The sequence below is a fragment of the Maribellus comscasis genome (assembly GCF_009762775.1).
Lineage (GTDB): Bacteria > Bacteroidota > Bacteroidia > Bacteroidales > Prolixibacteraceae > Draconibacterium > Draconibacterium comscasis.
This window is the reverse complement of the sequence record NZ_CP046401.1, coordinates 7,343,819-7,365,693: the sequence shown is the minus strand read 5'-3', so window position 1 is coordinate 7,365,693 and position 21,875 is coordinate 7,343,819. Positions and strand designations below refer to the sequence as shown.

Sequence of the window (21,875 nt, the reverse complement as noted above, 5' to 3'; positions counted from 1 at the left end):
GGACACGGACAAAGAGCCCGAAAAATAATGAATTGTTGAATTTCTAAATTTAAAATTATGCCATCAGGAGATCGTACCGGTCCAATGGGGCAAGGTTCCATGACCGGAAGAGGATTTGGATTTTGTTCGGGAAATGATATCCCCGGTTTTGAAAATGGTTTTGGCAGATCAGGAAGAAGAGGGGGAAGAGGCTTTGGTTTTGGCAGAGGAGCAGGAGGTCGCGGTTTAGGACGAAGAAACCTTTGGAATTGGCCATTTCCAGACTTTAGTATGTTACATCATCGGATTCCGGGCAGGGAAGAAGAAGTAAAAATGCTTAAATCGCAGGCAGAGTCTCTGAAGAATATTCAAAAGGACATTGAAAGAAGACTTGGAGAACTGGAAAAAAAGGATTAGAAATTGCCGGCGGAATAAATTCAGGTATTTATTTAATACATATTCTCTGCATCCAAAGGAAGGTAGGTTGATTTACTTTATTACAAAGATATCCTGTCTGGGGGAGGTATGTTCTTACTTTTTGGCGATTCTGCCAGTATAACAAAATAAAAATGCAATCTGATTGTGAAAGCTGCCTTCTTTTACAGGGGCAAAAAATGTTGGGAAAATATAATATCTCAAGCGGGAGGTCAAATAACATCATCGATCGTTTCAATCGGTTTATGGATGAAAACAGAAATAACGGCCTTTTGACTCCTGAGGCAGCGTGTTTTCTGCACCGGCTGATAAAAAAGGAAACAAATACTGATGATTTGTATGAAAAAGAAAAAGAGGAATACAATCAGTTAATGTTAAACCTTGAAAAAGATGTCAGGAAAAGAATCGATAAATCAGCCAATCCCTTCCAAACAGCTTTACGTTATGCGCTGGCAGGAAATGTTATTGATTTCGGTCCACCGGAGCCTTTCGATGTGTTGGAGACATTGGCAACAGCAGCTATGAAAATACCTGCTATTGACCACTCAGAAATACTTTACAAAGAGTTAAAGAATGCCTCAATGGTACTGTATCTCGGTGACAATGCAGGAGAAATTGTCCTCGATAAAATTTTCATCAGCGTAATAGACCACCCTAATCTTTGGTTTGCCACAAGAGGTGCACCTGTCATAAATGATGCAACAATGGAAGACGCTAAAAAAGTGAGAATGTCAGATGTTGCACAAGTTATTTCAAACGGATATGACGCGCCATCCACCTTGGAGAAACACTGTTCTCCTGAATTTAAAAAGTTATTCGATGAAGCTGATATCATTATCTCAAAAGGCCAGGGAAACCTGGAAGGATTAATGGGAAATAACCAAAAAGAAATTTACTTTCTTTTAATGGTCAAATGCGATGTAATAGCGAGTATGTTAAATGTTCCAAGAGGTAGCTTTATGGTATTCAATATTCGTCACTTAAGGGATCAGACAGCAAAATATCGAATGTATAAAAAATAGATTGTCATCGCAAGTTTCTACTTTTTTTGGTGTCATATTATCAAACATATGTGCATTATAGGAGTAGGAAATGATACAACTAAGGCGAGTTTTAATTTTGGTATTATATTTTTTTCTAATGTTGAAAGCTTCTGCAGATATCCGCAATCCCGATCTTATCGGGAGAATAACCGGTTATGTAAAAGATAGTTTAAGCGGTGAAAAACTACCGCATGCTTCGATACAACTATTTTCTGTTTCAGCTAATAAAATGATGGAGAGAACTATTGCCGATAAAGAAGGGCATTTCATTTTTGAAGATATAGATTGTGGGGCGTACAAAATAATGACATCGTACATGGGCTACCATACAAAAGAGTTATTAATTGAAGTTGATGAAGAAAATGAGACTTTCTGCCTGTTACTAACAACAAATATGCTCAATCTTAACGAAGTGCAGGTGCCCGGTAACCGGAAACTGATTGAAACAACAATTAAAAAGACAATAGTAAATGTTTCTCAAAATAATACAATCAGGGGAAGTACAATATCTGATGTATTACAAACGATACCTTCAGTCGATGTGGATTTTGATGGAAATATTCGTTACCGTGGCAGCGAGAAAGTTATGTTACTCATCAACGGCAAAAAGTCGGCACTGGAAAAATCATTGGAGCAACTTCCTTCTGATGTTGTGGAAAAAATAGAAATTTTTCACAACCCTTCTGCAAAATATACTGCAGAAGAGATGTCGGGGATCATAAATATTGTACTGGCAGGAAGAAATAAAAACGAGAATAGTACATCGTTACAACTAAATGCCGGCGACCATAATTTGTTCGGAGGGAATATCGGTTACAGCTTGGATTTAGGGAAAACGGAACTTTTTGTTAGTGCTGGTTTAAACCACAAAACAAGTGGCCACATAAAAAACCACTACAGAACTAATCGCAACCATATGGCTGCCAACAGTTATTCACAATGCGACCTTCTTCAGGACAAACCTAATAAAGGGTTTTTAAATACATCTTTCAATTATAAAATAAATAACAAGAACTATATCGGGCTATCCGCTTTTGGTACCAAAGCTATAACTCTTGCCGACAGGTCAATTGATTACACAACAATTGCAAATAATGGGACAATAAAGCAAGAATCGCATAAGAACATCGGAATTGAGATTGAGAGTTCTTCTTTCGAATCTGAAGTAAGCTACAAAACCGTTTTTAACAGAGAGGGGCAGCAACTGGAAACGTTTATCAAGTATTCTGAATTCGACGACAACCACAAAATGGAAAACAGGCATTTTTGCACAAATTTACCTGAATTACAAAATACGGTTGCATCACAGTTAAACAAAGTGTGGTACGGAGGGATCGAATTTATACACCCGGTAAGTGATTCTGTATTTTTTGAAGGAGGGTATCACATGAGTGAGCAAAACACCCTGAATTATTTTTCATCTGAAATTTATAATTACAAAACCGCAGGCTGGAATACTGATAGAGAGTTGGATAGCAGGTTTAGATATTGCCGGCATGTTGAAGCTCTTTTTTTTGCTTTTAATATTAAAAAGAATTCATGGAAAGCGGGGATTGGAATTAGAACAGAATATGCCTCAACCACCCAAAACGAAAAAAGTCGGTCAACCCGTTTGAATATATTTCCAACAATAAATTTTGCCACGAAAATAACCGATACAAATAACTTATATGTTGTATATAACCGAAGAATTAACCATCCGTCAGCCGAAATACTTGATCCATTTGCCAATAAATATCCTGATGAGTTAAACATTTACCAGGGCAATCCTGAATTAACCCCTGAATTTGTAAACTCATTCGAGATAGGTGAACGGTTTTACGGCAAAAGAATTTCAGGTGCTTTTTCATTGTATTATCGTTATATACGGCAGGCGATTTCAAAGGTAAAACAGGCGTGCAATGATAGTGCACTAGTTGTCACTTACCAAAATCTTGACTATGCCACCCTTGCCGGTTGCGATTTTGTTGCTTCTTTTCAGCCATTTAAATGGGGTGAGATTTCTACTACTGCCAATTTTTTCTGTACCTCACTATCAGATGAAATTGTTAATACAACGAATGACCGGTGCAGATTTGCCTGGAACGGAAGTATTAGCTTTCAGCTTCGGCTGCCCAAAGCTATTAACTGCCAAATGGCTGGATATTACAGATCAAAATTGCCATCAATTATGGGAACATACAAAGAACGCTGGTATGCTGACCTGGCGGTGAGCAAAAAAATATTAAAAAATAAAGGACAAATAACATTCAAAATTGAAGATATTTTTGATTCTTACCTCTATGGTTTGTCAGTTAATAGCTGCACAGGCAAGGAGTATCTTTATAGCCAGCAAAACTTAAAAAAAATTGACTCTGAATATTTTATGTTGAGTTTTATATACAATATCAATGGGAAAAGTCAATCAAAAAAAACAGAAAAGGACAGTTTTTATCTCGACAGCTTTGAAAAATGATTAAATGACTGTTGAATACTAACTAACTAATTAAATAAGGTCAAAATAATTAGAACATAAAAATCAAAACAATGAGTTCAGCATTATTCGAAAAAATTGAAATGCCCGGCGTGAAAAACATTATAGTTGTGGCATCGGGAAAAGGAGGCGTTGGTAAATCTACCGTGGCTGCCAACCTTGCAGTTTCGTTAACCCGCCAGGGATTAACGACAGCTTTGGTAGATGCCGATTTATATGGTCCTTCCATTCCAATGATGTTTGGCGTTCAAAACCAAAAACCTTCCGGAATTGTAACCGACGGGAAAGAAAAAATATTACCTGTTGAAAAGTTTGGTGTGAAATTGTTATCCATTGGCTTTTATATGCCGGCTGGACAATCATTGATTTGGCGGGGACCAATGGCATCAAATGGACTTACCCAGTTATTCAGAGATACTGAATGGGGCGAAATAGATTATATGATTGTTGATTTTCCGCCGGGAACAGGCGATATTCAACTTACTACCATTCAGAAACTGAATCTGACCGGAGCAATAATAGTAACTACACCACAGGAAATTGCACTTTCTGATGCAAGAAAAGCGGCGGCCATGTTTACCAAACCTGATCTAAATGTTCCCATTCTGGGTGTGGTTGAAAACATGTCGTGGTTTACGCCGGTTAGCCATCCCGATGAAAAATATTTCATCTTTGGAAAAGGCGGTGGCGAAAAACTGGCAAGGGAGTTTAATACTCCGTTGCTGGGACAAATCCCACTGGTACTTGAAATTGGTGATGTTTCTGACCGGGGCACTACTATTTATAATCAGCCAGATAAAGAGGTTATTAAAGCATTTGATAATATTTCGAATGCGATTTACGAATTAACGGAGGTACGATTATGATTGCTTTTGGTCCTGTTACGTCAAGAAGGCTTGGATTAAGCCTGGGAATTAACAATATTGTTTCCCGAAAAGTGTGTTCTTATAGTTGCATTTATTGCCAAATTGGTGAAACCCAACACATGAGCACTGACCAGGAAACTTTTTATGATCCCGAAAATCTAACTAAAAACGTTGAGGAACATCTAAAAATGCTGGATGAGTTGCATCGCCCTGATTATCTTACGTTTGTTTCCAACGGAGAACCGACCCTTGATAAAAATCTCGGAGAGGAAATCCGGATGCTGAAGAAGTTTGAAATTCCCATTGCAGTAATTACCAATGCATCCCTTCTGCATCACGAAAAAGTACGTGAAAAATTAATGGAAGCCGACTGGGTTTCTGTAAAAGTAGATACAATAGATGAACTTACGTGGAGAAAAATCAACCGTCCTTACAGCAATATTAAATTGGATAAAATTTTGGAAGGTATCACTAGATTTGCTTCCGTCTATAAAGGAAAGCTGCACACTGAGACAATGCTGATAAATAATCATAACGATTCATCGGAGCAGGTCAAACAAACAGCATCGTTTATTAGTGAAATAAATCCCGATACTGCCTATTTGTCCATACCAACACGCCCTCCGGCCATGAACGATGCTAAGTCGGCAACGGAAAAAACAATAACCATGGCCTGGCAAATATTCTGCAATGCCGGGATTACAACCGAGCTACTAACGGGTTTTGAGGGAACGGACACCGGTATTACCGGCAATGCATTTGAAGATATCTTGAATATTACTGCAGTTCACCCTTTACGTGAAGATACAATGAAAGAGCTTCTTAAAAAAGAGAATACAGATATGGCAGTTGTGGAGTCTCTGGAATTTTTGAAGCTGATTAAAAAAACAAAGTATAAAGGGATGAACTATTATGTAAGAAGTTATCATTTTTAAACAATCAGAAGTATGGAAAGAAAAATTATGCCAACTACCTGGTTTATCGGATTTTTGATTCTCATCATCATTTCACATCTTTTAATCATCGAAAAAAAGATAATATTTTTTCCATATAATCAATTCGGATGGATATTTGTATTATCAGGAATTATCCTTAATCTTTGGACAGATAATCTTTTCAAAAAATATAAAACAACGGTAAAGCCTTATCTAAAACCTTCTTATTTTATTTCAAACGGGCCATTCAGAATCAGTCGAAATCCGATGTACCTTGGAATGCTGCTTATCCTTATTGGTACAACCTTATTACTAAAATCGGTTGTATTGCTAATTATCTCTTTTGCCTATTTATGCATCATTCATATTTTTTACATCAGAAAAGAAGAACAAAAGATGCTACGGAAGTTTGGTATTGAATATTTGAAATACAAAAAGAAAGTCAGGTCATGGATTTAATATTTTCAAATCTTATTTGTAACTCAATAAACTAATCCACATGATTTTACCCATTGTTTTATACGGTTCTAAAATACTGCGAAATAAAGCGTATGATATTGATGCAGGAGATAATTTCACTGAGTTAGCGGCAAACATGACACTCACCCTAAAAAACCAACAGGGATATGGACTTGCCGGCCCTCAGGTTGCAGTTTTAAAAAATATTTTTGTCATTGATACCACATCGGTAAATAATGATGGAACAGCACCTGATGTGAAAATGTATTTAAATCCTGAGATTCTCGACTATAGTGCAAAAGAATTATATTATAACGAGGGTTGTTTTAGTATTCCAGGAATTTTTGAAGATGTTATAAGGCCCGATAAAATAGAAGTCCGGTACCGAGATGAAAATTTCGATATAAGGGAAGAAACACTTGACGGGCTGACTGCCCGTATATTTCAACACGAATATGACCATTTGCAGGGAATACTTTTTATCGATCGTTTAAGTAGCCTTCGTAAAAGGATGATAAAAAGCAAATTGAAGCAAATAGCTCGTAGTAGTATGTAATCTAAAAAAACTAGTTATGCCAAAATTGAATGGAACCGGCCCCGAAGGTAAAGGCCCGAAAACAGGACGGGGCCTTGGAGAATGCGAGAAAAAGTCATTTAAAGAATTATTACAAAAGCTTGGAAAAGGTTTGGGAAAACGCCGTAAATCAGGAGGCGGAGAAGGTCAGGGGAAACGGCTGAAATACGATTTATAAACTATTGTTGTAATGAATGTGCTGTTTCGCGTTACATAAAAGCTGAAAACTGAGGGGAACACCGATTGCGAATTAAAATTCCAAGGTTGAGATAAAGTGTGCTCCTTGTGATTAATTATAAACGTCGTATTATCAACTGTTTGTGTTTGCAATATACCCATTTCCATTTGTTTTTGCTCCCTTTTATTTTATGCTATTTTAATAAGTTAATGTCCTGGCATAGGGGATTGTCGATAACAACCTCGGAATGAGTCAGTTGAAAGTTAAAGGTATTTTGTGTCAAGGTAGTAGTAAATTTAAAAAAGCGATATGGTAAATTACCACATCGCTCCAAAATTTTATGCGGCCAGAAGGCCGCATGATTTCTTATTAAGTAGTTCTTTGATTAACTTAAAATTTCCTCTAAAGTAATATAATCTCCAACCTTTCCTGTCATTTTTTCTACATCAGTATTTACAGGAAGAGTCTTTTTTCCTGGTCTCCAACCGGCGGGACAGACTTCACCTGTTTTACTAGCGTGCTGCCAGGCTTTAACTTGTCTCAGGAACTCATTAACATTTCTGCCAACAGAATCTGCCTGAACTTCCTGTGCAACACATACTCCATCAGGATTAAATAAAAACCGTCCTCTAAGCGCTACCCCTTCTTCTTCAATCAATACTCCAAAGGCGCGGCTTACTTCCTGGTTTGAGTCTGCTCCCATAGTCAATTTCAATCCCTTTAAAATTGGTTCAGTTTCTGCAAACCGCTTGTGCGAGAATTTTGAATCAACTGAAACGGCCAAAATTTCTACTCCCAGTTCCTGGAATTCATCATAATGAGCATTCATTGCTGCAATTTCAGTTGGGCAAACAAAAGTGAAATCAGCCGGATAAAAACATACTACGGCCCATTTGTCCTTATAATCTTTGTTGGAAACGGTTATAAAATGACCCGTTTTTGCATCATAAGCATCCATTTCAAAATCTGGCATTTCCTGCCTAACCATTGTTGTACTCATCGATTTTTCCTCCTTATATAAATTTTCAACTAATTCTTCTGTTTTTATTTTCTTTTTTAGTGGTTTTACACCGTTTGCACAAGCCATAACTTATTATTTTAAAAGTGCATTAAACATCCAAATCATTTTTTCCTGTTCCCCGATAAAACCAGACATCAGGCTTGCTGTTCCTTCGTCATCGTTATCAGAAGCTAATGAAAGTATTTCCCGTTCTGTTTCTAAAAGTTTAGCAGTGTCTTCAAGAAGGGCGTTGACTGTATCTTCAGCAGAATTTACATTTTGTCTTTCCTTAATTACAGAAACTTTGATATATTCAGAAAACGAGTGCAACGGTTTGCCCTCAAGCATTAATATGCGTTCAGCAATTTCATCAGCCATTTCGTTAAGGCTGTTATAGATTTCTTCAAACTTTTCATGTAGGGCAAAAAATTGTTTTCCTATAATATTCCAATGGTATCCCCGCACGTTCATGTACGAAATTTGAACGCTGCTCAAATAAGCATTTAGCCTCTCTTCCATTACTTTTGTGTAGTCCTCTTTTAATCCGATGTTGTTCATATGAATTTGTTTTTAATTGGTTAATGATCTTTATTTTTGTGAATAATAAAATTGCCACTGATGTTTAGTTTTATTTCTTCAATATTGAAATTGTCGATTTTATTTTCCTTAAAAAATTTACTTAGCAGTTTATCAAGTTTTTCATTTTTATAATCTTCTATATAATCGCACTGAATACAGTAAAGGTGATGATGATTTTCAAGGATACCGTCATATCTCATAACATCTTTTTCCGTTTTTACTTTTTTTATCAGGTCATTTTTAACCAACGTTTCCAAAACGTTATAAACTGTTCCTGAGCCAATGTTCGGATCTGTTTTTCTAATGTATTCAATAATATTATCTGCTGTAGGATGATTATTAAGTTTATAAATCGCCTCCATAACCCGCATTCTTTGTGGGGTTACTTTTAATCCTTTTGCTGAGATAATATCTCTGATTTCTATGCGATTTTTCATTTGACTAAACTCTAAATAATAATAATTCTTAATTAGATTTAATTCAAAATTAACTTATTTTTTAATACTCTCAAAAAATATTGTGTAAATAATTCTTGAAGCTATAGGTAATATAACCGCCCCATCTATTGTCTTTCAATAAAAGTTATCTTATATCTTTATCTTGAACAAAATATGTGTATTTTTTAACCCCTCTGCGGGGAAGTAAACTTAGGATTTCTATTAACTAAATCTTTTCAAACTTGTCACTTTCTTTATTGCATTTGTTTAGGCTCATAACAAAAGATGTGGGGCAAAAATGTTATGTACGAGGAAACTGAATGTTTTATAATATATTAGTTTTTATAAAATTAATGCGTTGACAGTCTGAATACACTACCAGTAAAATATACCAACCACAAAAATGAAAGATCGTATTCTTTAAAACAAGATTGCTTCTGTATTTGTAAAAATAATATGCTTTTGATTCAACCATAAGTTATATTTACACTTTAAGTTATATTTACACTTTTTAGTTAAGGTCACGTTTTTCTTCCTTCCATACGAAACGGTCATACTTCTATTGAAAGGTTCTTTTTCAAGGACTTCAAATGTGGTCCCGTGAACATTAGATTTTCTGTCGTGTTTTTAAAACGTGATCATAAAAAATACAGTTATACCACTCCTTTTGTCGGCAACTATGGTTTTACATCCGGTATTACCATTTATTGAATATTATACCTTAAAGGAGTATATTATTAAAAACCTTTGCATTAACCGGGATAATCCAAAATCCTGCTGTGAAGGAAAATGTTACCTCGAAAAAAGAATCAAAGAAAACAATTCGGATAATTCAACAGAAAAACAAAATCCTGTGGTGCACCAGTTAAAACGGATAGAATATAACCTGCCTGAAAAAAGCAACATCCCATTTTTTATATCTGAAAATACAACTGAATCTGAATTTTTAGTTTCAAAATACAATCACATTTTTTATAATTCAATCTTTCACCCTCCCAAAGTTTAGGATGCAAAATTCCTTTTTAAAAATTACCCCACTATTCTGCTTTTAATGATACAATGTATTCAGGAGTAAGAATATATGTTTATTCATAGTGTGCAAACATATTAATGATTTCATTTTCATGATGATATCATAGTTTATGAATTTGTGCGAATAGATAGCGGGAAAATCATATTACATTATCAATAAATATAAAATACAAGAAAATGAAAATAAAGCATATTCTAATTTTATTCTTACTTCCTATTTTCTTTGCGGCTTGTGAAAAAGAGGAGGAAATACCTGAAGAAGAAACCCATTTGATATCCATTGCTAAATCTGATTCAGAATCAGGGGTTTTCAGTGTGGATTTAATGGCCGAACAAACTTTATTTCAGGGATACAACAAGCTATATTTTGATATAGAAAACAATTCGGACAAAAGCCCGGTGACACAGGCGTCTGTTTCTATATTGCCCATGATGCATATGACCACTATGACACACGCAGCGCCATTTGAAAATCCGGAAAATACAGTTAATGAAAACGGTTATTTTGAAGGCGCAGCAGTGTTTATCATGCCTGGTAACCCGGATGAAGGCTGGGAGTTAAGAGTTGCCATAGATGACGGAGGAATAAAGGATACAACTTATTTGACAATCCCGGAAGTAACCGGGTTGGATGAAGCCCGCGAATTCAGCGCTGTTTCCGAAGCTGATGGAAAAACCTATTTTATTTCGTTACTGGAACCTTCAGTACCGGAAGTCGGGATGAACGATATCGGGTTTACTGTTCATTACCGTGAAAACATGATGAGTTTCCCTGCAGCCGAAAATCTTTCGATTTCGATTGAACCGGAAATGCCTTCAATGGGACACGGGTCGCCCAACAATGTAAATCCAACGCATATGGGAAACGGGCATTACAAAGGCAAAGTAAATTTTACCATGACTGGCTGGTGGCGCGTAAATATTGAGATTTCCAAAGATGGCGAACCCATTGGAAATGAATTATCGTTTGACATTACTTTTTAATAATTCATGAAAGGAGAATTCTGTTTTCTTCTCCTTTTACAAATCAATACAAGAATGAGAACTTCATTGTTTTTGTTATGCCTGCTGTTAGCCTTCAATAATCATTTGCAGGCACAACAAATCAAGGATATTACAAAAGATACTGTTCATATCAGAGAAGTAACTGTAACACAAAATATTACTTTAAACGATGAAAACGCGGTTAAATATTATCAGTCGTTCTACAGTTCAGGAATCGATAAAATTAATGAGCGGCTGGGAAGTGTTTCTTTAATCAGCCGGGGAGCATATGCAAAAGAACCTGTTTTAAACGGTTTTACAGCAGGGCAAATTAACGTGACGATTGGAGGCATGAAAATGTTTGGCGCCTGTACCGATAAAATGGACCCGGTGACCTCGTATATCGAACCGGTTAACCTGAAAAGCATCCAGATAAACCAGGGACCCACCGGAAATAAAAACGGAAGTACCATTGGCGGAACTTTTGAGATGCAGCTTCAGACGCCTGAAAAGTCCACATTCAGGCTGGAAACAGGGGTAAACTATGAAACTGCTTCAAAAGGGAAAACCTTATTTTTTCTCTCGAACTACGGAAAGGAAAAATGGGCTTACCGCATTAGCAGCGTTTATAAACACTATTCTCCATATACCGATGGCAATGGTAGTAAAGTGCCCTTTACTCAATACGAAAAGGTGAATTTGCTTCAGTCGGTGCTTTTTAGTCCGGCTACGGGGCACGATTTAGTCTTCGACTGGCTGATTGACGACGCATTTGATATTGGTTATCCAGCGCTACCCATGGACGTAAGCCGTGCTAAAGGAAGAATCTACAGTATGCAGTACATGTCACAACAGGTTCCGGGCATTTCAGACTTTAAGGCGAAAGTTTATTACAACAACGTGTATCATTTAATGGACGATTCAAAACGCGACAGCCTTTATTTTGTAGAAGATTCGCAAACCGGAAGAACCGACAGTGTTTACATGAAAATGGATATGCCCGGCTGGAGTCGCACCTACGGAGGTTTTATCGAAGGAAAAACAAGATGGTCGGAAAGAAATCTGCTTTCATTTAAACTTGAGAGTTACGGCAACTGGCAAAAGGCTGAAATGACCATGTTTATGAACAATCTTTCGAATCCGGGTGAACCGCCCATGTATGCTGAAACCTGGCCCGAACACAGGAGAACTGTCTCCGGCATTTTTCTGAAAAACGACTATGCACTTAGCCGGATGTTTATCTTAAGTATCGACGTGCGGACAGATTACAGTTTGTCAAAAGTATTGTCGGAACAGGGAAAACGACAATTTAGCTCGTTGGGATACGATGTAGATAAATCATACAACAAATTTATCAAGTCAGCAAATTTTACAATGGCTTTTAATCCGGCTACGCCTTGGCAGGCAGAAGCAGGCGTGGGTTTCGGCGAACGCATTCCCACTCTTTCTGAGCAATTTGGGTTTTACCTTTTTAATGCCCACGATGGCTATGACTATATTGGTAATCCCGATATAAAAACGGAGAAATCGCTTAACTTCTTTGGAAATATAAATTATACACAACAGAGATTTAAATTTTCTATTGAAAGCCGGTATAATCATATTAGCGACTACATCATTGGTTTGATTGCCCCGGATTATGAAGCATTAAACCTGTATGCTGCGGGAACAAAAAAGTATGAGAATATTAATTTTGCAAGAATGTTTTCATCCAATTTTCAGCTTTTGTGGAAGCCTGTACCCTTACTTGAGTTCTTTAATAATTTGAAATACAACTGTGGCGAAACGCATGATCATGAGCCATTACCGATGATGCCACCTTTGAAAAATCTTTTTACCATTCATTTTAAAAAAGGGAATTACCTGCTTCAGTTGGAAAACGAAAGTTCTGCAGCTCAAAACCGAATCAATACCAGTTACGGGGAAACAAAAACACCCGGATTTACACTTTTTCACATCCGGACAGGATACAAAATCCAAACCGGGAAATCATTAATTATGATTAACGCAGGAGTGGAAAATTTACTGAATAAGGTCTATTCGGAACATCTGGACTGGGGGAATTACAACCGACCAGGAAGAAATTTTTATTTCATGATAAGTTATAAACACTAGTAGCAAAGCCATGTTTATTCATCCGTTTTTATCCAAAAAAGCGCTTAAAAAAGATTAAAAATCGAATTTATTAACACTAAAGAAGCCGTTTGTTTAGCGGTTTCTTTACATGTTTTTGTGCCTGCCTGTTTATAATTCAATTCAACCTTTTTGGCTCTAATTCTTTAAAATTGTAGAACGATTACGGTTTATTGTCAGGATTGCTCTCCTGTCAATACGAAGAGGGAATCCCGTGGAAACCGGGAGCTGTACCCGCAGCTGTAAGTCCAATAATGTGTTTTTGAAAATCTTAAGCCACTGTCCCGATATGTACCGGGGTGGGAAGGCATCAAAAACCGGACGAGCCAGAAGACCTGCCATAATCAATTTTAATTAGGCTTTCGGGAGCTATGGCCTGGTTCGCGGTTGAATCGATTATTTTGTCTTTCATTTTCAAAATTTTCTGTCTGCGCACCTTTTGCCTCCCGAAGAATTTTAGTTAACAATAAAAAAGGAAAGAATGAAGGCAAAATTGATTGGGCGCACCTCAGTCCGCGACAACATTAAATTAAGCGAGAATCCCTCGTACCCCGTTTTCAGGGAACTGTATGAAAAACAGAAAAAAGCAATCTGGTTTCCCGAAGAGCTAAATATCCAGCAGGATGCACTGGATTATCACAATCTTTCTCCTGACGAAAAAGATTTATTCGACACAGCGGTTGGCTATTTCAGTTCGTCGGAATTGCTGGTGTAAAACGTACTCGTGAACGCATTTTTCCCATTGCTTACCGACCCACATGCAAAAATGAGTTTCAGCACCCAACTTTTCATGGAGAACATTCACAGTGATTTTTTTGAAAGCGTTTTACAGTCGTTTGGCATGGACCACAAAGCCATGTACGATGTAGCTTTCTCCGACCCTTTCCTACGAAAAAAACAATCGCTGATTGTAGAAGAAATTGATAAAATCAGCTACGGGCAAATCCAACCCGAAACACTGGCAGGACAAAAACAGGTATTACGTGCAATTTTACTTAACAACATTGTACTGGAAGGTATCTTTTTCTATTCAAGTTTCGCTCACTTTTTTGCCATGAAAGAAATGGGAAAAATGAAAAACGTGGTTTCAGGCGTAGAACTGATTTTGATTGACGAATCATTGCACCTGCAAAATGGTATTGAAGCCATTTTAATTATGTTGGAAGAAAGCCCTGAAATTGTGGACGACGATGAATTTGTTGCCGAAATGCGCGACATTATCCTGAAAGGACTTCAACTGGAGCTTGATTACATAGCCTCGAAATTCAGAGGAAAAAGTTTGCTGGGCATGTCATACACCGAACTGGAAAAATACCTGAAATACATTACCGACCGCCGTTTGATGGAATTGGGTTTCGAACCTGAGTTTAACATCAGTGATAATCCGCTGCGTTTCCTGCAAAAGGAAGATGTAAAAAAGCTGATTAACTTTTTTGAAGTGTCGTCAACCGAGTACACCAACTATTAAACAGAATTGAAATGGAAAGAACAGTTGTAAAAAGAGATGGAAGTGTGGAACGTTTCCGCACGCAACAAATCATCAATGCCATTTTCGAAATTATCAAGGGCATGGATGTGGAAGATGATTACGAACTGGTTTTTAAAATAATAAAAGAGCTGGATTTAAAGGTTCCTGAACGTGTCACAACCGAAGAGTTGGATGTACTGGTACTGAAAGCCATTGAGCACCTGATTCCCAAACACCCGGTTTACGATACACTGGCTACTTTACAGTTACTAAAACTGATAAACAAACGTATTGATCGGAAATTTAAGTTGTTTTCAGATTATCTGAAATTCAATATTGAAAGTGGTTATCTGAAGCCGGAATTAGCTGACTTTAATTTGGCAAAAATTGAAAAAGCCATTGATTATAAAAACGATAACCTGCTCGACTATTTCGGGCTGACCACTTTGCGCGACCGCTACCTGGCGAAAGATACCGAACAGGAAGTAATTGAAAAACCACAGTGGTTTTTTATGCGTGTAGCCATGGGAATCGGGAATAACGAACAGGAAATAATTTCCATTTACAGCAAGATTTCGCGGCTGGAATATTTGCATTCAACACCCACCCTTTTTAACTCGGGAACAAATGTTTCGCAATATTCATCGTGTTATGTAAATGTGGTAGATGATTCGCTGGAAGGCATTACCAACAAACTTACAGAAACAGCCTTCCTGGCAAAATTTGCCGGCGGCGTGGGAACCGACGTTAGCCGGGTGCGGGCAACCGGTTCACATATCAAATCGTTAAATGCAAAATCTTCCGGGGTAATTCCTTTTATCAAGGTTTTTGATACGATGGTAAATTCCATCCAGCAGGGAGGCCGCCGCCGCAGTTCACAGGTGATTTCGATGCAGCCGTGGCATTACGATATTGAAGCGTTTATTGAATTACGGGAAACCACAGGAAACGCTTATTTTCGCACACCGTCACTCAATACTAAATTGTGGATGCCCGACGAATTGATGAAACGCATTAAAAAAGATGAACCGGTTTACCTGTTCGACCCGGGCGAATGCCCCGAACTGGTGACTGCCATTGGAGAAGATTTCTCAGAAAAATACAACGCTCGGATTCAACTGGCAAAAAAAGCAAAAACGAAACGAAAATTTGATAGTAGCAAAAAACGAAATAGTTAGTGCTAAACTCGAAAACCTCCAGAACAAATATCTTCTTGAGATTCTTGATAACTCTTTTCAATTTAATCCTGAAATGAGACTATCTACTGTTTATGAAGATACATTATCATTTATAGATATTCTTTCAAAAGAGCCCAAGCTTATTTTTTATTTCTCAGGATTGACTTGTGAATCTTGTGTACAGTCAGAATTATTAAGGTTAAAAGGAAAGTCAAAGGATATTGATTCTGATAATATTATCTTACTGGTCGCATATGAAAATATTAGATCATTATTTCTAATGTGTAGGTCGAATGAGGTAAATTATCCTGCCTATATTATTCTTGAAGATTCATTTGGGCTAAATGCAGATGCCCAGCATTTGCCATATTATTTTGTCGCAGACGATTATCTTTGGATGAAAGATTTCTTTGCTATAGATCAAAATACTCCAGAGATAACTGATAAATATCTAGAGATTATTTTTTCTAAATATTTTCAATGATAACACATTGTATTCTTTAACACTTATTTCTATTTAATTGGAAAAGAATTACTCTACTCTCAAGTTAACAATAACAAAATAATAGGCGATTCTCAATTGTTTCACATTACATTTGCAACCTCTAACATCCCTACTCAGAACCACTATAAACCAAACACTTACACAGCACACTTTATACAGTAGCAGTCAGTAAGGAAAAAGCTAGTTGATATTATTCTCATGATATAATGAGGTTATTTCAAACATTGTTTTAACTGATACCGCTTCACAAAGTATAATTAAAAAATACCGAGGGTTTAGCTATTTATAGCCTAGGCCCTTTTTAAAATATGACCAAGATTGCCATAATTGGCAGACGGTTTCAATCCTTGTTTTGTTGGATCGTAGTCTGGAAGAATGTTGTAGCTGGGCTAGTCCTATTTGTTGCAAGTCCACACAACCCGTCAGTATTTAGCTGGACAAACAAAATGGTATAACAAGACCGATACATTATGGGATTTATGAATGTATGAACTTTCTCACATACACAAATTTACTAAATTTACGCTGCAAGCAGCGGGGAACTAACCCCATAGAGATCAGAATCTCAGGTGTTGTTGCACTATTCAGGTATAATAACACTTATTTTTATAAAAAAATGATTTATCAAAGCCTTTGATGAACTAGACTAAAAGTAGAAAATTACTTTTCCTGTGATAAGAAATTAAAAATCCAAAATCTTTCAACGGTTTCTATAGCGGTACTACATGATCAATTCCGTGGTCAACGCCAAATTCAAGAATAGCGAGGAAAGGGAGCAAGTTCCGCTTGCACAGCCTCATATCCCAAAACAATTGTTATTTTTATTTTTTATAAATAATTTGTTTTTAAGATAGAATTTTCTATTTTTAAGATACAAACCCTTATTTTTTATCATTCTTAATTCAATTGTGGGCGGCTTTGATGAGAGTTGCCCCTTTTCTTTGTTTTATGAGAATAAGAGTTCAGTTTTATTCTCCAAAACATTTTTCTTTCGGTATTGTGTAGGATTAGGTTCTTTTTTTAAACCAAGGTACTAAAATAATGGATGGCCTGAAAACCAAGTTCGTTGCTTATTTCTTTTATACTTTTACTAGTTTAAATAAGCATCTATTTTACCCGCATTAATTTAAATTGCAGATGGTATTATCAGGGAGAAATACTTAAACACTTTACGAAAATAAGAGTAATATAATTGTATCTTTTAGCAAGTTTTTTTTAAGATTATATTCTCAAGTACAAGTAAACTCCAATTTTTCAAATTAACATAACCAGAGAGTTATTTCTATACTGTTTTGTAGTGTCCGGATATTCTACCAGCCCATAAAAGTGAAAATATTATTCTTTAAATAAGGAAGAGGGCTTTCTTACTTTTGTTTCTGGGTCATAACCTTAGTAAATATATATTTCATTTTCAGATATTTTTTAATACCTCGCTTTTGAATTTGCATGAAAAAATCGTCACTTAATAAAACTTCCTTCCTCACTATTATGTAAGGCTTAAAATCAATTAAGAAAATGGGAGTCGCATCAACGGATATTCACAATCCCAAGTTTATAAATAATGTTACCATTAAGTCTGCTTATCTTATTCCCATAATAGAAACTTATGACTCTTCTACTACTTGAAAAATGAAAAGATAATTCAGAAATTAACAGGTAAAGAAAAACTAAAAACAGAACCATTATTTAATTCGCTCTCGACCCATATTCTGCCGTTATTTTTTTCAATAAAATCTTTACAAATAATTAATCCCATACCTGTTCCACCTTCGCCCTCCGTACCCGTACTCGACTGAATACCACAAGATTGAAACAATAATTCTGTTTTCTCCTTTGAAATCCCCGTTCCTGAATCTCTAATTGCAACAAATATCTCATCTTCAACAATTGTTGCTGTAACGGTTATTTTACCCCCTCTGTCGGTAAATTTAATGGCATTTGATATGAGATTACGTATAACTGTAGTTATCATTTTTTCATCGGCGACAGCATGCATTTCCGGGGATACATCGTTTATAAGTCGTATTTCTTTTTGAAAAGCATTTTGTTTTAAAAAATCAAAACATTTTTCTGCAATAGAATGCAACAAGATAGCTTGTGGGAATATTTTTATACTTTGTGTTTGTGAATATGACCAGCTCAATAAGTTATCGAGTAGTGATGAAAGAGATTGGGCAGATTGAAGAATTAATTGATTGAATTTTCGTATTTCTTCTCTAGAATATTCTCCATGTTGCTCTTCAATAAGTTCTGAGAAAGCTACAATATTGTGGAGTGGTCCTTTTAGATCGTGTCCAATGACGGAGAAGAGTTTATCCTTTGTCTCGTTAAGGTCCTTGAGACGGGCTTCACTTTCTTTTAGTGCCTCTTCTGCATGTTTTTGTTTGGTTACATCATTTGTTATGGCAATTATTCCATCAATGCTTCCTGAAGGTTTATAATGAGGATAATAATTAATTTCTAATATTTTAAACTTCCCATCTAACATTTTTCCTCGGTACTGAAAAAAAACGGTTTCTCCATTTAGTGCTCTATCCATTTGAGGAGCTATATTCTTTTTAAAATTATCCTCTCCCCAAATTTCACTCGGTGTTTTACCGATAACTTTATCTGTTTGTTTATTAAAAAAGTCGTTAAAAGCATTATTCACAAAAACATACCGATACTTGTCAGTAATAAAAGAAGCAGGTTCAGAGATTGTATTTAAAATTTCTTTTTGATAGTGAAAGTACCTTCTGTTATTTCTTTTTTGTATTTGCGTCATTAAATTTAAATTTCTTTAATATAAAACTAATTCACTTCATTTATCTACAAAAAAATATTTATACAAATATCAACTTTGATGATGGAAATCAAATTATTCCAAAATATTTGGAAATACATTATTTAAAATATACATTAACAATTACTAAGGTAATACAGTTTTAATTTTATTTGGGATTTTCTAATAATTGGGATTTCCAGCCAACTCAAAGTTGCCTCAATAGAAGAAAAAACCTGAAATAGTGATGACTGTTTATAAAAATGAACAAATTCAACTGCCTTTATTGCTTGTGAAGCTGTTTTTGTCAGTATCGCCAATTTCTTCAACTTAATTTTGTTTAATTGTTGAAATAAATGATTACTACATTCTTCAATTTCTCCTATCGACATATTTATGACAGAATTCCTTATATCAATAAGAACATTATAATCAGGTTTAAAAAAAGGATTTTGTAAGACCTCTTGAACAAAGAGTTGTATGCTTTCTTGGGTTAAAACATTTTTATGTGTGACAATAACAAGCTTCAATCTTTCTGTTATAAGGATGTGGTGGCTATTTAAATTCATAACAAAACTATTTGATTAATTAAGTTTATCAACGAAAGAAAAGTGAATTTAATATTAAATATTATAAAAGTGATTGAGATATTCAATTTGACAATTGATATATTATTCTCTTAAAAGATTGTGCTATTGTATGCTTCTCTTTATTAGTAAAAATACACCCAACAACATCAGGGGTGATTTTGGCCTGCAGCCACTTGATAATCATAACGGTATTGCACTACTTGAAATCATCAAAGACAGGCACAATAATATTTTGACTATCGTTACCTCTCAAATACCGGTTAAAGGATGGTACGAGGTTATTGGTGAGAAAACAATAGCTGACGCTATTTAAACCGGTTGATACATCAATCGTACCAGATTAATCTAATCTCAGCGGGGTTAGTTCCCCGAAGCTCTGCTTCGAAATTAATTTTAAATTTGTTATGTGAGCGAATTTATTCATAAGAGTCATAATGTTTCAGTACTTCTTTACCATTTTGTCTGTCCAGCCAAATATCGGAGGGTTGTTTTTGACAAAGATGTTGATGAAAGTTTGAAACAAGTATGTATTGAAATCTCGAAGCGTTTTGAAATTACTTTTATAGAGATTGGTACGGATAAAGACCATGTTCATTTCTTGATTCAAAGTGTGCCAATGTTGAGTCCAACGCGAATCATTCAGACAGTAAAAAGTATCACTGCGAAACAGATTTTCAAGCTTCATCCCAAAGTCAAGAAACAACTGTGGGGAGGTGAATTCTGGACCAAAGGGTTTTATGTTAGTTCGGTTGGTGCTCATGGTGATGAAAATACAATTCAAAAATATGTACAAGCTCAAGGAAGACAAAAGGAATATCAAAAACTCCATGTTCAGCAACTTAGCTTATTTTGATACCTCGTCAGCTCTGCTGCGAGGTAGTTCATTTTCCACACACTAGCTGAAAATAAAAATTAAGAATTGTGACTAAAGCTGATATTGTAAACAAGATAAGCAAAGAAACTGATATCGAAAAAATAAAAGTAACAAAAACTATCGAGACATTTATGGATCTTGTACAATCAACTCTGAAGAATGGAGAAAATGTTTATTTAAGAGGATTTGGAACATTTGAAATAAAAAAACGTGCAGAAAAAAAAGCAAGAAATATCTCTAAAAATACAACAGTGATAGTTCCTGCCCATTACATACCTTTTTTTAGACCCAGTAAAACATTTCTGGATAAAGTAAAAAACAACACCTCCAATAAATAATTAACTCAAGTTGCTATTATTCAATTTTATTCAAAGTATATGAGAATAAGAACATAATTACCTTGAGGATAAAGCCGTAATCTGTAACAGCATGGATTTTCTTAGGCAAGAATGTTGTTATTTCACTAAAAGTTGTTTCAATACGTTTCCGCATTGACTCTATCAGAAATTCCTGATACGGCTGACGCTTTCGTTTGGAGTTGCTTTTTCTGGCAACCAGCAATTCTATTTGCTCTGCTTGTTGAAGCATGTCCTCTATTTTGTAATTTGTATAACCAGCATCTGCATAAACCCGGCTTCCCGGTTTTAAATTAAACGGGAATTGTTTTAAAGCTTCTGAGTCATGCTTGCTTCCTGGCAAAAAAGTATATTCTACCGGAATCCCTTCGGTGGTTACCATTACATGGACATTAAATCCATAAAACCATCGTCGCATGGTCGCTTTTTTGCCTCTGTATATCTCTCCCTGTATAAGTTTGGAGTTGGCTATCCGCATATTATCACAGGTTTTTACAGGAAAACTGTCAATGATATATTCGGATTCAATATTCAATTCCTTTATCATTCCTGAAAGCTGAAAGAAAAGAGCAACGATTAAATCCCTTATCATATGCAACCTCCTATTGAAACGGCTTTTTGAAAGCATATTAGGTATTAAGTTTACCGAACGCATAAAGCAAATAGCCTTTTCCTGGTTACCTGAGAAATAAAGAGCTGAGATTACTGTTGTTGTAATTACTTCTGCATCCGAAATCTTCCGGTTTTGTGGTTCTGTATGTTCTATCTCTTTCAACAAATCATCAATAATTGTGTAAATTGCGATCGATTTTTTAATCATATCCTCCAGGTTGTTTTGTTTCGCAGCAGAAATCTGGAGGATTATTTCTAATTATCCCATAAAATGCTGCTATCCAGAGCTATTTTGTTAAAAACTTCTTTCTTTTTGTTTACACTACTTGAATTCACCGATTTTAAATTACTTAATTTTAATGCTTTAACTAGCAACTTGAGTTAATTAATATTTAAATGTTAAATTACATATTATTTTTTATTT

22 protein-coding genes, 1 pseudogene and 1 riboswitch are annotated in these 21,875 nt (G+C 35.7%); of the genes and pseudogenes, 17 read left to right on the top strand and 6 right to left on the bottom strand.

Features of this window, described 5'->3' with window-relative positions; genetic code table 11:
- The first annotated feature begins 57 nt into the window (after positions 1 to 57).
- The 8 genes from GM418_RS29450 (at position 58) to GM418_RS29415 (ending at position 6,942) form a co-directional block, all read left to right on the top strand.
- Complete coding sequence (locus tag GM418_RS29450; protein WP_158871715.1) at positions 58 to 396, top strand: DUF5320 domain-containing protein; 339 nt, start codon at positions 58 to 60, stop codon at positions 394 to 396.
- A gap of 152 nt (positions 397 to 548) precedes the next feature.
- Positions 549 to 1,436, top strand: coding sequence for a damage-control phosphatase ARMT1 family protein (locus tag GM418_RS29445; RefSeq protein ID WP_281350227.1), 888 nt, complete (start codon positions 549 to 551; stop codon positions 1,434 to 1,436).
- Between the two features lie 118 nt (positions 1,437 to 1,554).
- On the top strand, positions 1,555 to 3,912 hold the full coding sequence (locus GM418_RS29440) for a TonB-dependent receptor (RefSeq protein ID WP_158871711.1): 2,358 nt from the start codon (positions 1,555 to 1,557) through the stop codon (positions 3,910 to 3,912).
- Positions 3,913 to 3,983: 71 nt separating this feature from the next.
- The gene (locus GM418_RS29435; RefSeq protein ID WP_158871709.1) at positions 3,984 to 4,796 is read left to right on the top strand and encodes an Mrp/NBP35 family ATP-binding protein; all 813 of its coding nucleotides are present in this window, start codon (positions 3,984 to 3,986) and stop codon (positions 4,794 to 4,796) included.
- Positions 4,793 to 5,731: a radical SAM protein gene (locus GM418_RS29430; protein ID WP_158871707.1), complete on the top strand. Its 939-nt coding sequence runs from the start codon at positions 4,793 to 4,795 to the stop codon at positions 5,729 to 5,731. Before GM418_RS29435 ends, GM418_RS29430 begins: the two co-directional genes overlap by 4 nt.
- Before the next feature lie 12 nt (positions 5,732 to 5,743).
- On the top strand, positions 5,744 to 6,190 hold the full coding sequence (locus tag GM418_RS29425) for a methyltransferase family protein (RefSeq protein ID WP_158871705.1): 447 nt from the start codon (positions 5,744 to 5,746) through the stop codon (positions 6,188 to 6,190).
- Positions 6,191 to 6,230: 40 nt separating this feature from the next.
- Entirely contained in the window at positions 6,231 to 6,746 is a 516-nt protein-coding gene (gene def / locus GM418_RS29420) for a peptide deformylase (protein WP_158871703.1), read from the top strand.
- A 16-nt stretch (positions 6,747 to 6,762) separates the two neighbouring features.
- Positions 6,763 to 6,942, top strand: a complete 180-nt coding sequence (locus GM418_RS29415; protein WP_158871701.1) for a DUF5320 domain-containing protein — start codon at positions 6,763 to 6,765, stop codon at positions 6,940 to 6,942.
- Positions 6,943 to 7,327: 385 nt separating this feature from the next.
- Here the strand turns inward: GM418_RS29415 and GM418_RS29410 are convergent, their stop codons facing one another.
- Genes GM418_RS29410 through GM418_RS29400 form a run of 3 tightly spaced genes read right to left on the bottom strand, consistent with a single transcriptional unit; the run spans position 7,328 to position 8,958 of the window.
- Complete coding sequence (locus GM418_RS29410; RefSeq protein ID WP_158871699.1) at positions 7,328 to 8,029, bottom strand: peroxiredoxin; 702 nt, start codon at positions 8,027 to 8,029, stop codon at positions 7,328 to 7,330.
- Between the two features lie 6 nt (positions 8,030 to 8,035).
- Positions 8,036 to 8,500 (bottom strand): Dps family protein, encoded by a 465-nt coding sequence (locus tag GM418_RS29405; protein ID WP_158871697.1) that lies wholly within the window; start codon positions 8,498 to 8,500, stop codon positions 8,036 to 8,038.
- Positions 8,501 to 8,520: 20 nt separating this feature from the next.
- Entirely contained in the window at positions 8,521 to 8,958 is a 438-nt protein-coding gene (locus tag GM418_RS29400; RefSeq protein WP_158871695.1) for a Fur family transcriptional regulator, read from the bottom strand.
- 634 nt (positions 8,959 to 9,592) lie between these two features.
- Here GM418_RS29400 and GM418_RS29395 point away from each other — a divergent pair.
- From GM418_RS29395 to GM418_RS29370, 6 genes and pseudogenes are all read left to right on the top strand, one after another.
- Complete coding sequence (locus GM418_RS29395; protein WP_158871693.1) at positions 9,593 to 9,964, top strand: hypothetical protein; 372 nt, start codon at positions 9,593 to 9,595, stop codon at positions 9,962 to 9,964.
- A gap of 203 nt (positions 9,965 to 10,167) precedes the next feature.
- Positions 10,168 to 10,974, top strand: coding sequence for a FixH family protein (locus GM418_RS29390; protein WP_158871691.1), 807 nt, complete (start codon positions 10,168 to 10,170; stop codon positions 10,972 to 10,974).
- 54 nt (positions 10,975 to 11,028) lie between these two features.
- Positions 11,029 to 13,089: a TonB-dependent receptor gene (locus tag GM418_RS29385; RefSeq protein WP_158871689.1), complete on the top strand. Its 2,061-nt coding sequence runs from the start codon at positions 11,029 to 11,031 to the stop codon at positions 13,087 to 13,089.
- A 167-nt stretch (positions 13,090 to 13,256) separates the two neighbouring features.
- Positions 13,257 to 13,464: riboswitch (cobalamin riboswitch) on the top strand.
- Between the two features lie 124 nt (positions 13,465 to 13,588).
- A pseudogene (locus GM418_RS29380) lies at positions 13,589 to 14,575 on the top strand (ribonucleotide-diphosphate reductase subunit beta).
- 11 nt (positions 14,576 to 14,586) lie between these two features.
- Positions 14,587 to 15,753, top strand: coding sequence for a ribonucleotide reductase N-terminal alpha domain-containing protein (locus GM418_RS29375; protein WP_158871687.1), 1,167 nt, complete (start codon positions 14,587 to 14,589; stop codon positions 15,751 to 15,753).
- Positions 15,725 to 16,237, top strand: a complete 513-nt coding sequence (locus GM418_RS29370) for a hypothetical protein (RefSeq protein ID WP_158871685.1) — start codon at positions 15,725 to 15,727, stop codon at positions 16,235 to 16,237. The genes GM418_RS29375 and GM418_RS29370 overlap by 29 nt, the downstream gene beginning before the upstream one ends.
- 1,663 nt (positions 16,238 to 17,900) lie before the next feature.
- Here the strand turns inward: GM418_RS29370 and GM418_RS29365 are convergent.
- Positions 17,901 to 19,022, bottom strand: coding sequence for a PAS domain-containing sensor histidine kinase (locus tag GM418_RS29365; protein ID WP_158871683.1), 1,122 nt, complete (start codon positions 19,020 to 19,022; stop codon positions 17,901 to 17,903).
- Positions 19,023 to 19,156: 134 nt separating this feature from the next.
- Complete coding sequence (locus tag GM418_RS29360; protein ID WP_158871681.1) at positions 19,157 to 19,588, bottom strand: hypothetical protein; 432 nt, start codon at positions 19,586 to 19,588, stop codon at positions 19,157 to 19,159.
- 130 nt (positions 19,589 to 19,718) lie between these two features.
- On the opposite strand from GM418_RS29360, the gene GM418_RS29355 reads away from it, so the two are divergent.
- The 3 genes from GM418_RS29355 to GM418_RS29345 all read left to right on the top strand — a co-directional run bounded on the left by GM418_RS29355 (position 19,719) and on the right by GM418_RS29345 (position 20,821).
- Positions 19,719 to 19,922, top strand: coding sequence for an ATP-binding protein (locus GM418_RS29355; RefSeq protein ID WP_158871679.1), 204 nt, complete (start codon positions 19,719 to 19,721; stop codon positions 19,920 to 19,922).
- A gap of 93 nt (positions 19,923 to 20,015) precedes the next feature.
- Entirely contained in the window at positions 20,016 to 20,462 is a 447-nt protein-coding gene (tnpA, locus tag GM418_RS29350; RefSeq protein WP_158870176.1) for an IS200/IS605 family transposase, read from the top strand.
- 68 nt (positions 20,463 to 20,530) lie between these two features.
- Positions 20,531 to 20,821, top strand: coding sequence for an HU family DNA-binding protein (locus GM418_RS29345; protein ID WP_158871677.1), 291 nt, complete (start codon positions 20,531 to 20,533; stop codon positions 20,819 to 20,821).
- A 16-nt stretch (positions 20,822 to 20,837) separates the two neighbouring features.
- On the opposite strand, the gene GM418_RS29340 is transcribed toward GM418_RS29345, so the two are convergent.
- Positions 20,838 to 21,659 (bottom strand): IS982 family transposase, encoded by an 822-nt coding sequence (locus tag GM418_RS29340; RefSeq protein ID WP_158871675.1) that lies wholly within the window; start codon positions 21,657 to 21,659, stop codon positions 20,838 to 20,840.
- Positions 21,660 to 21,875: the final 216 nt, after the last annotated feature.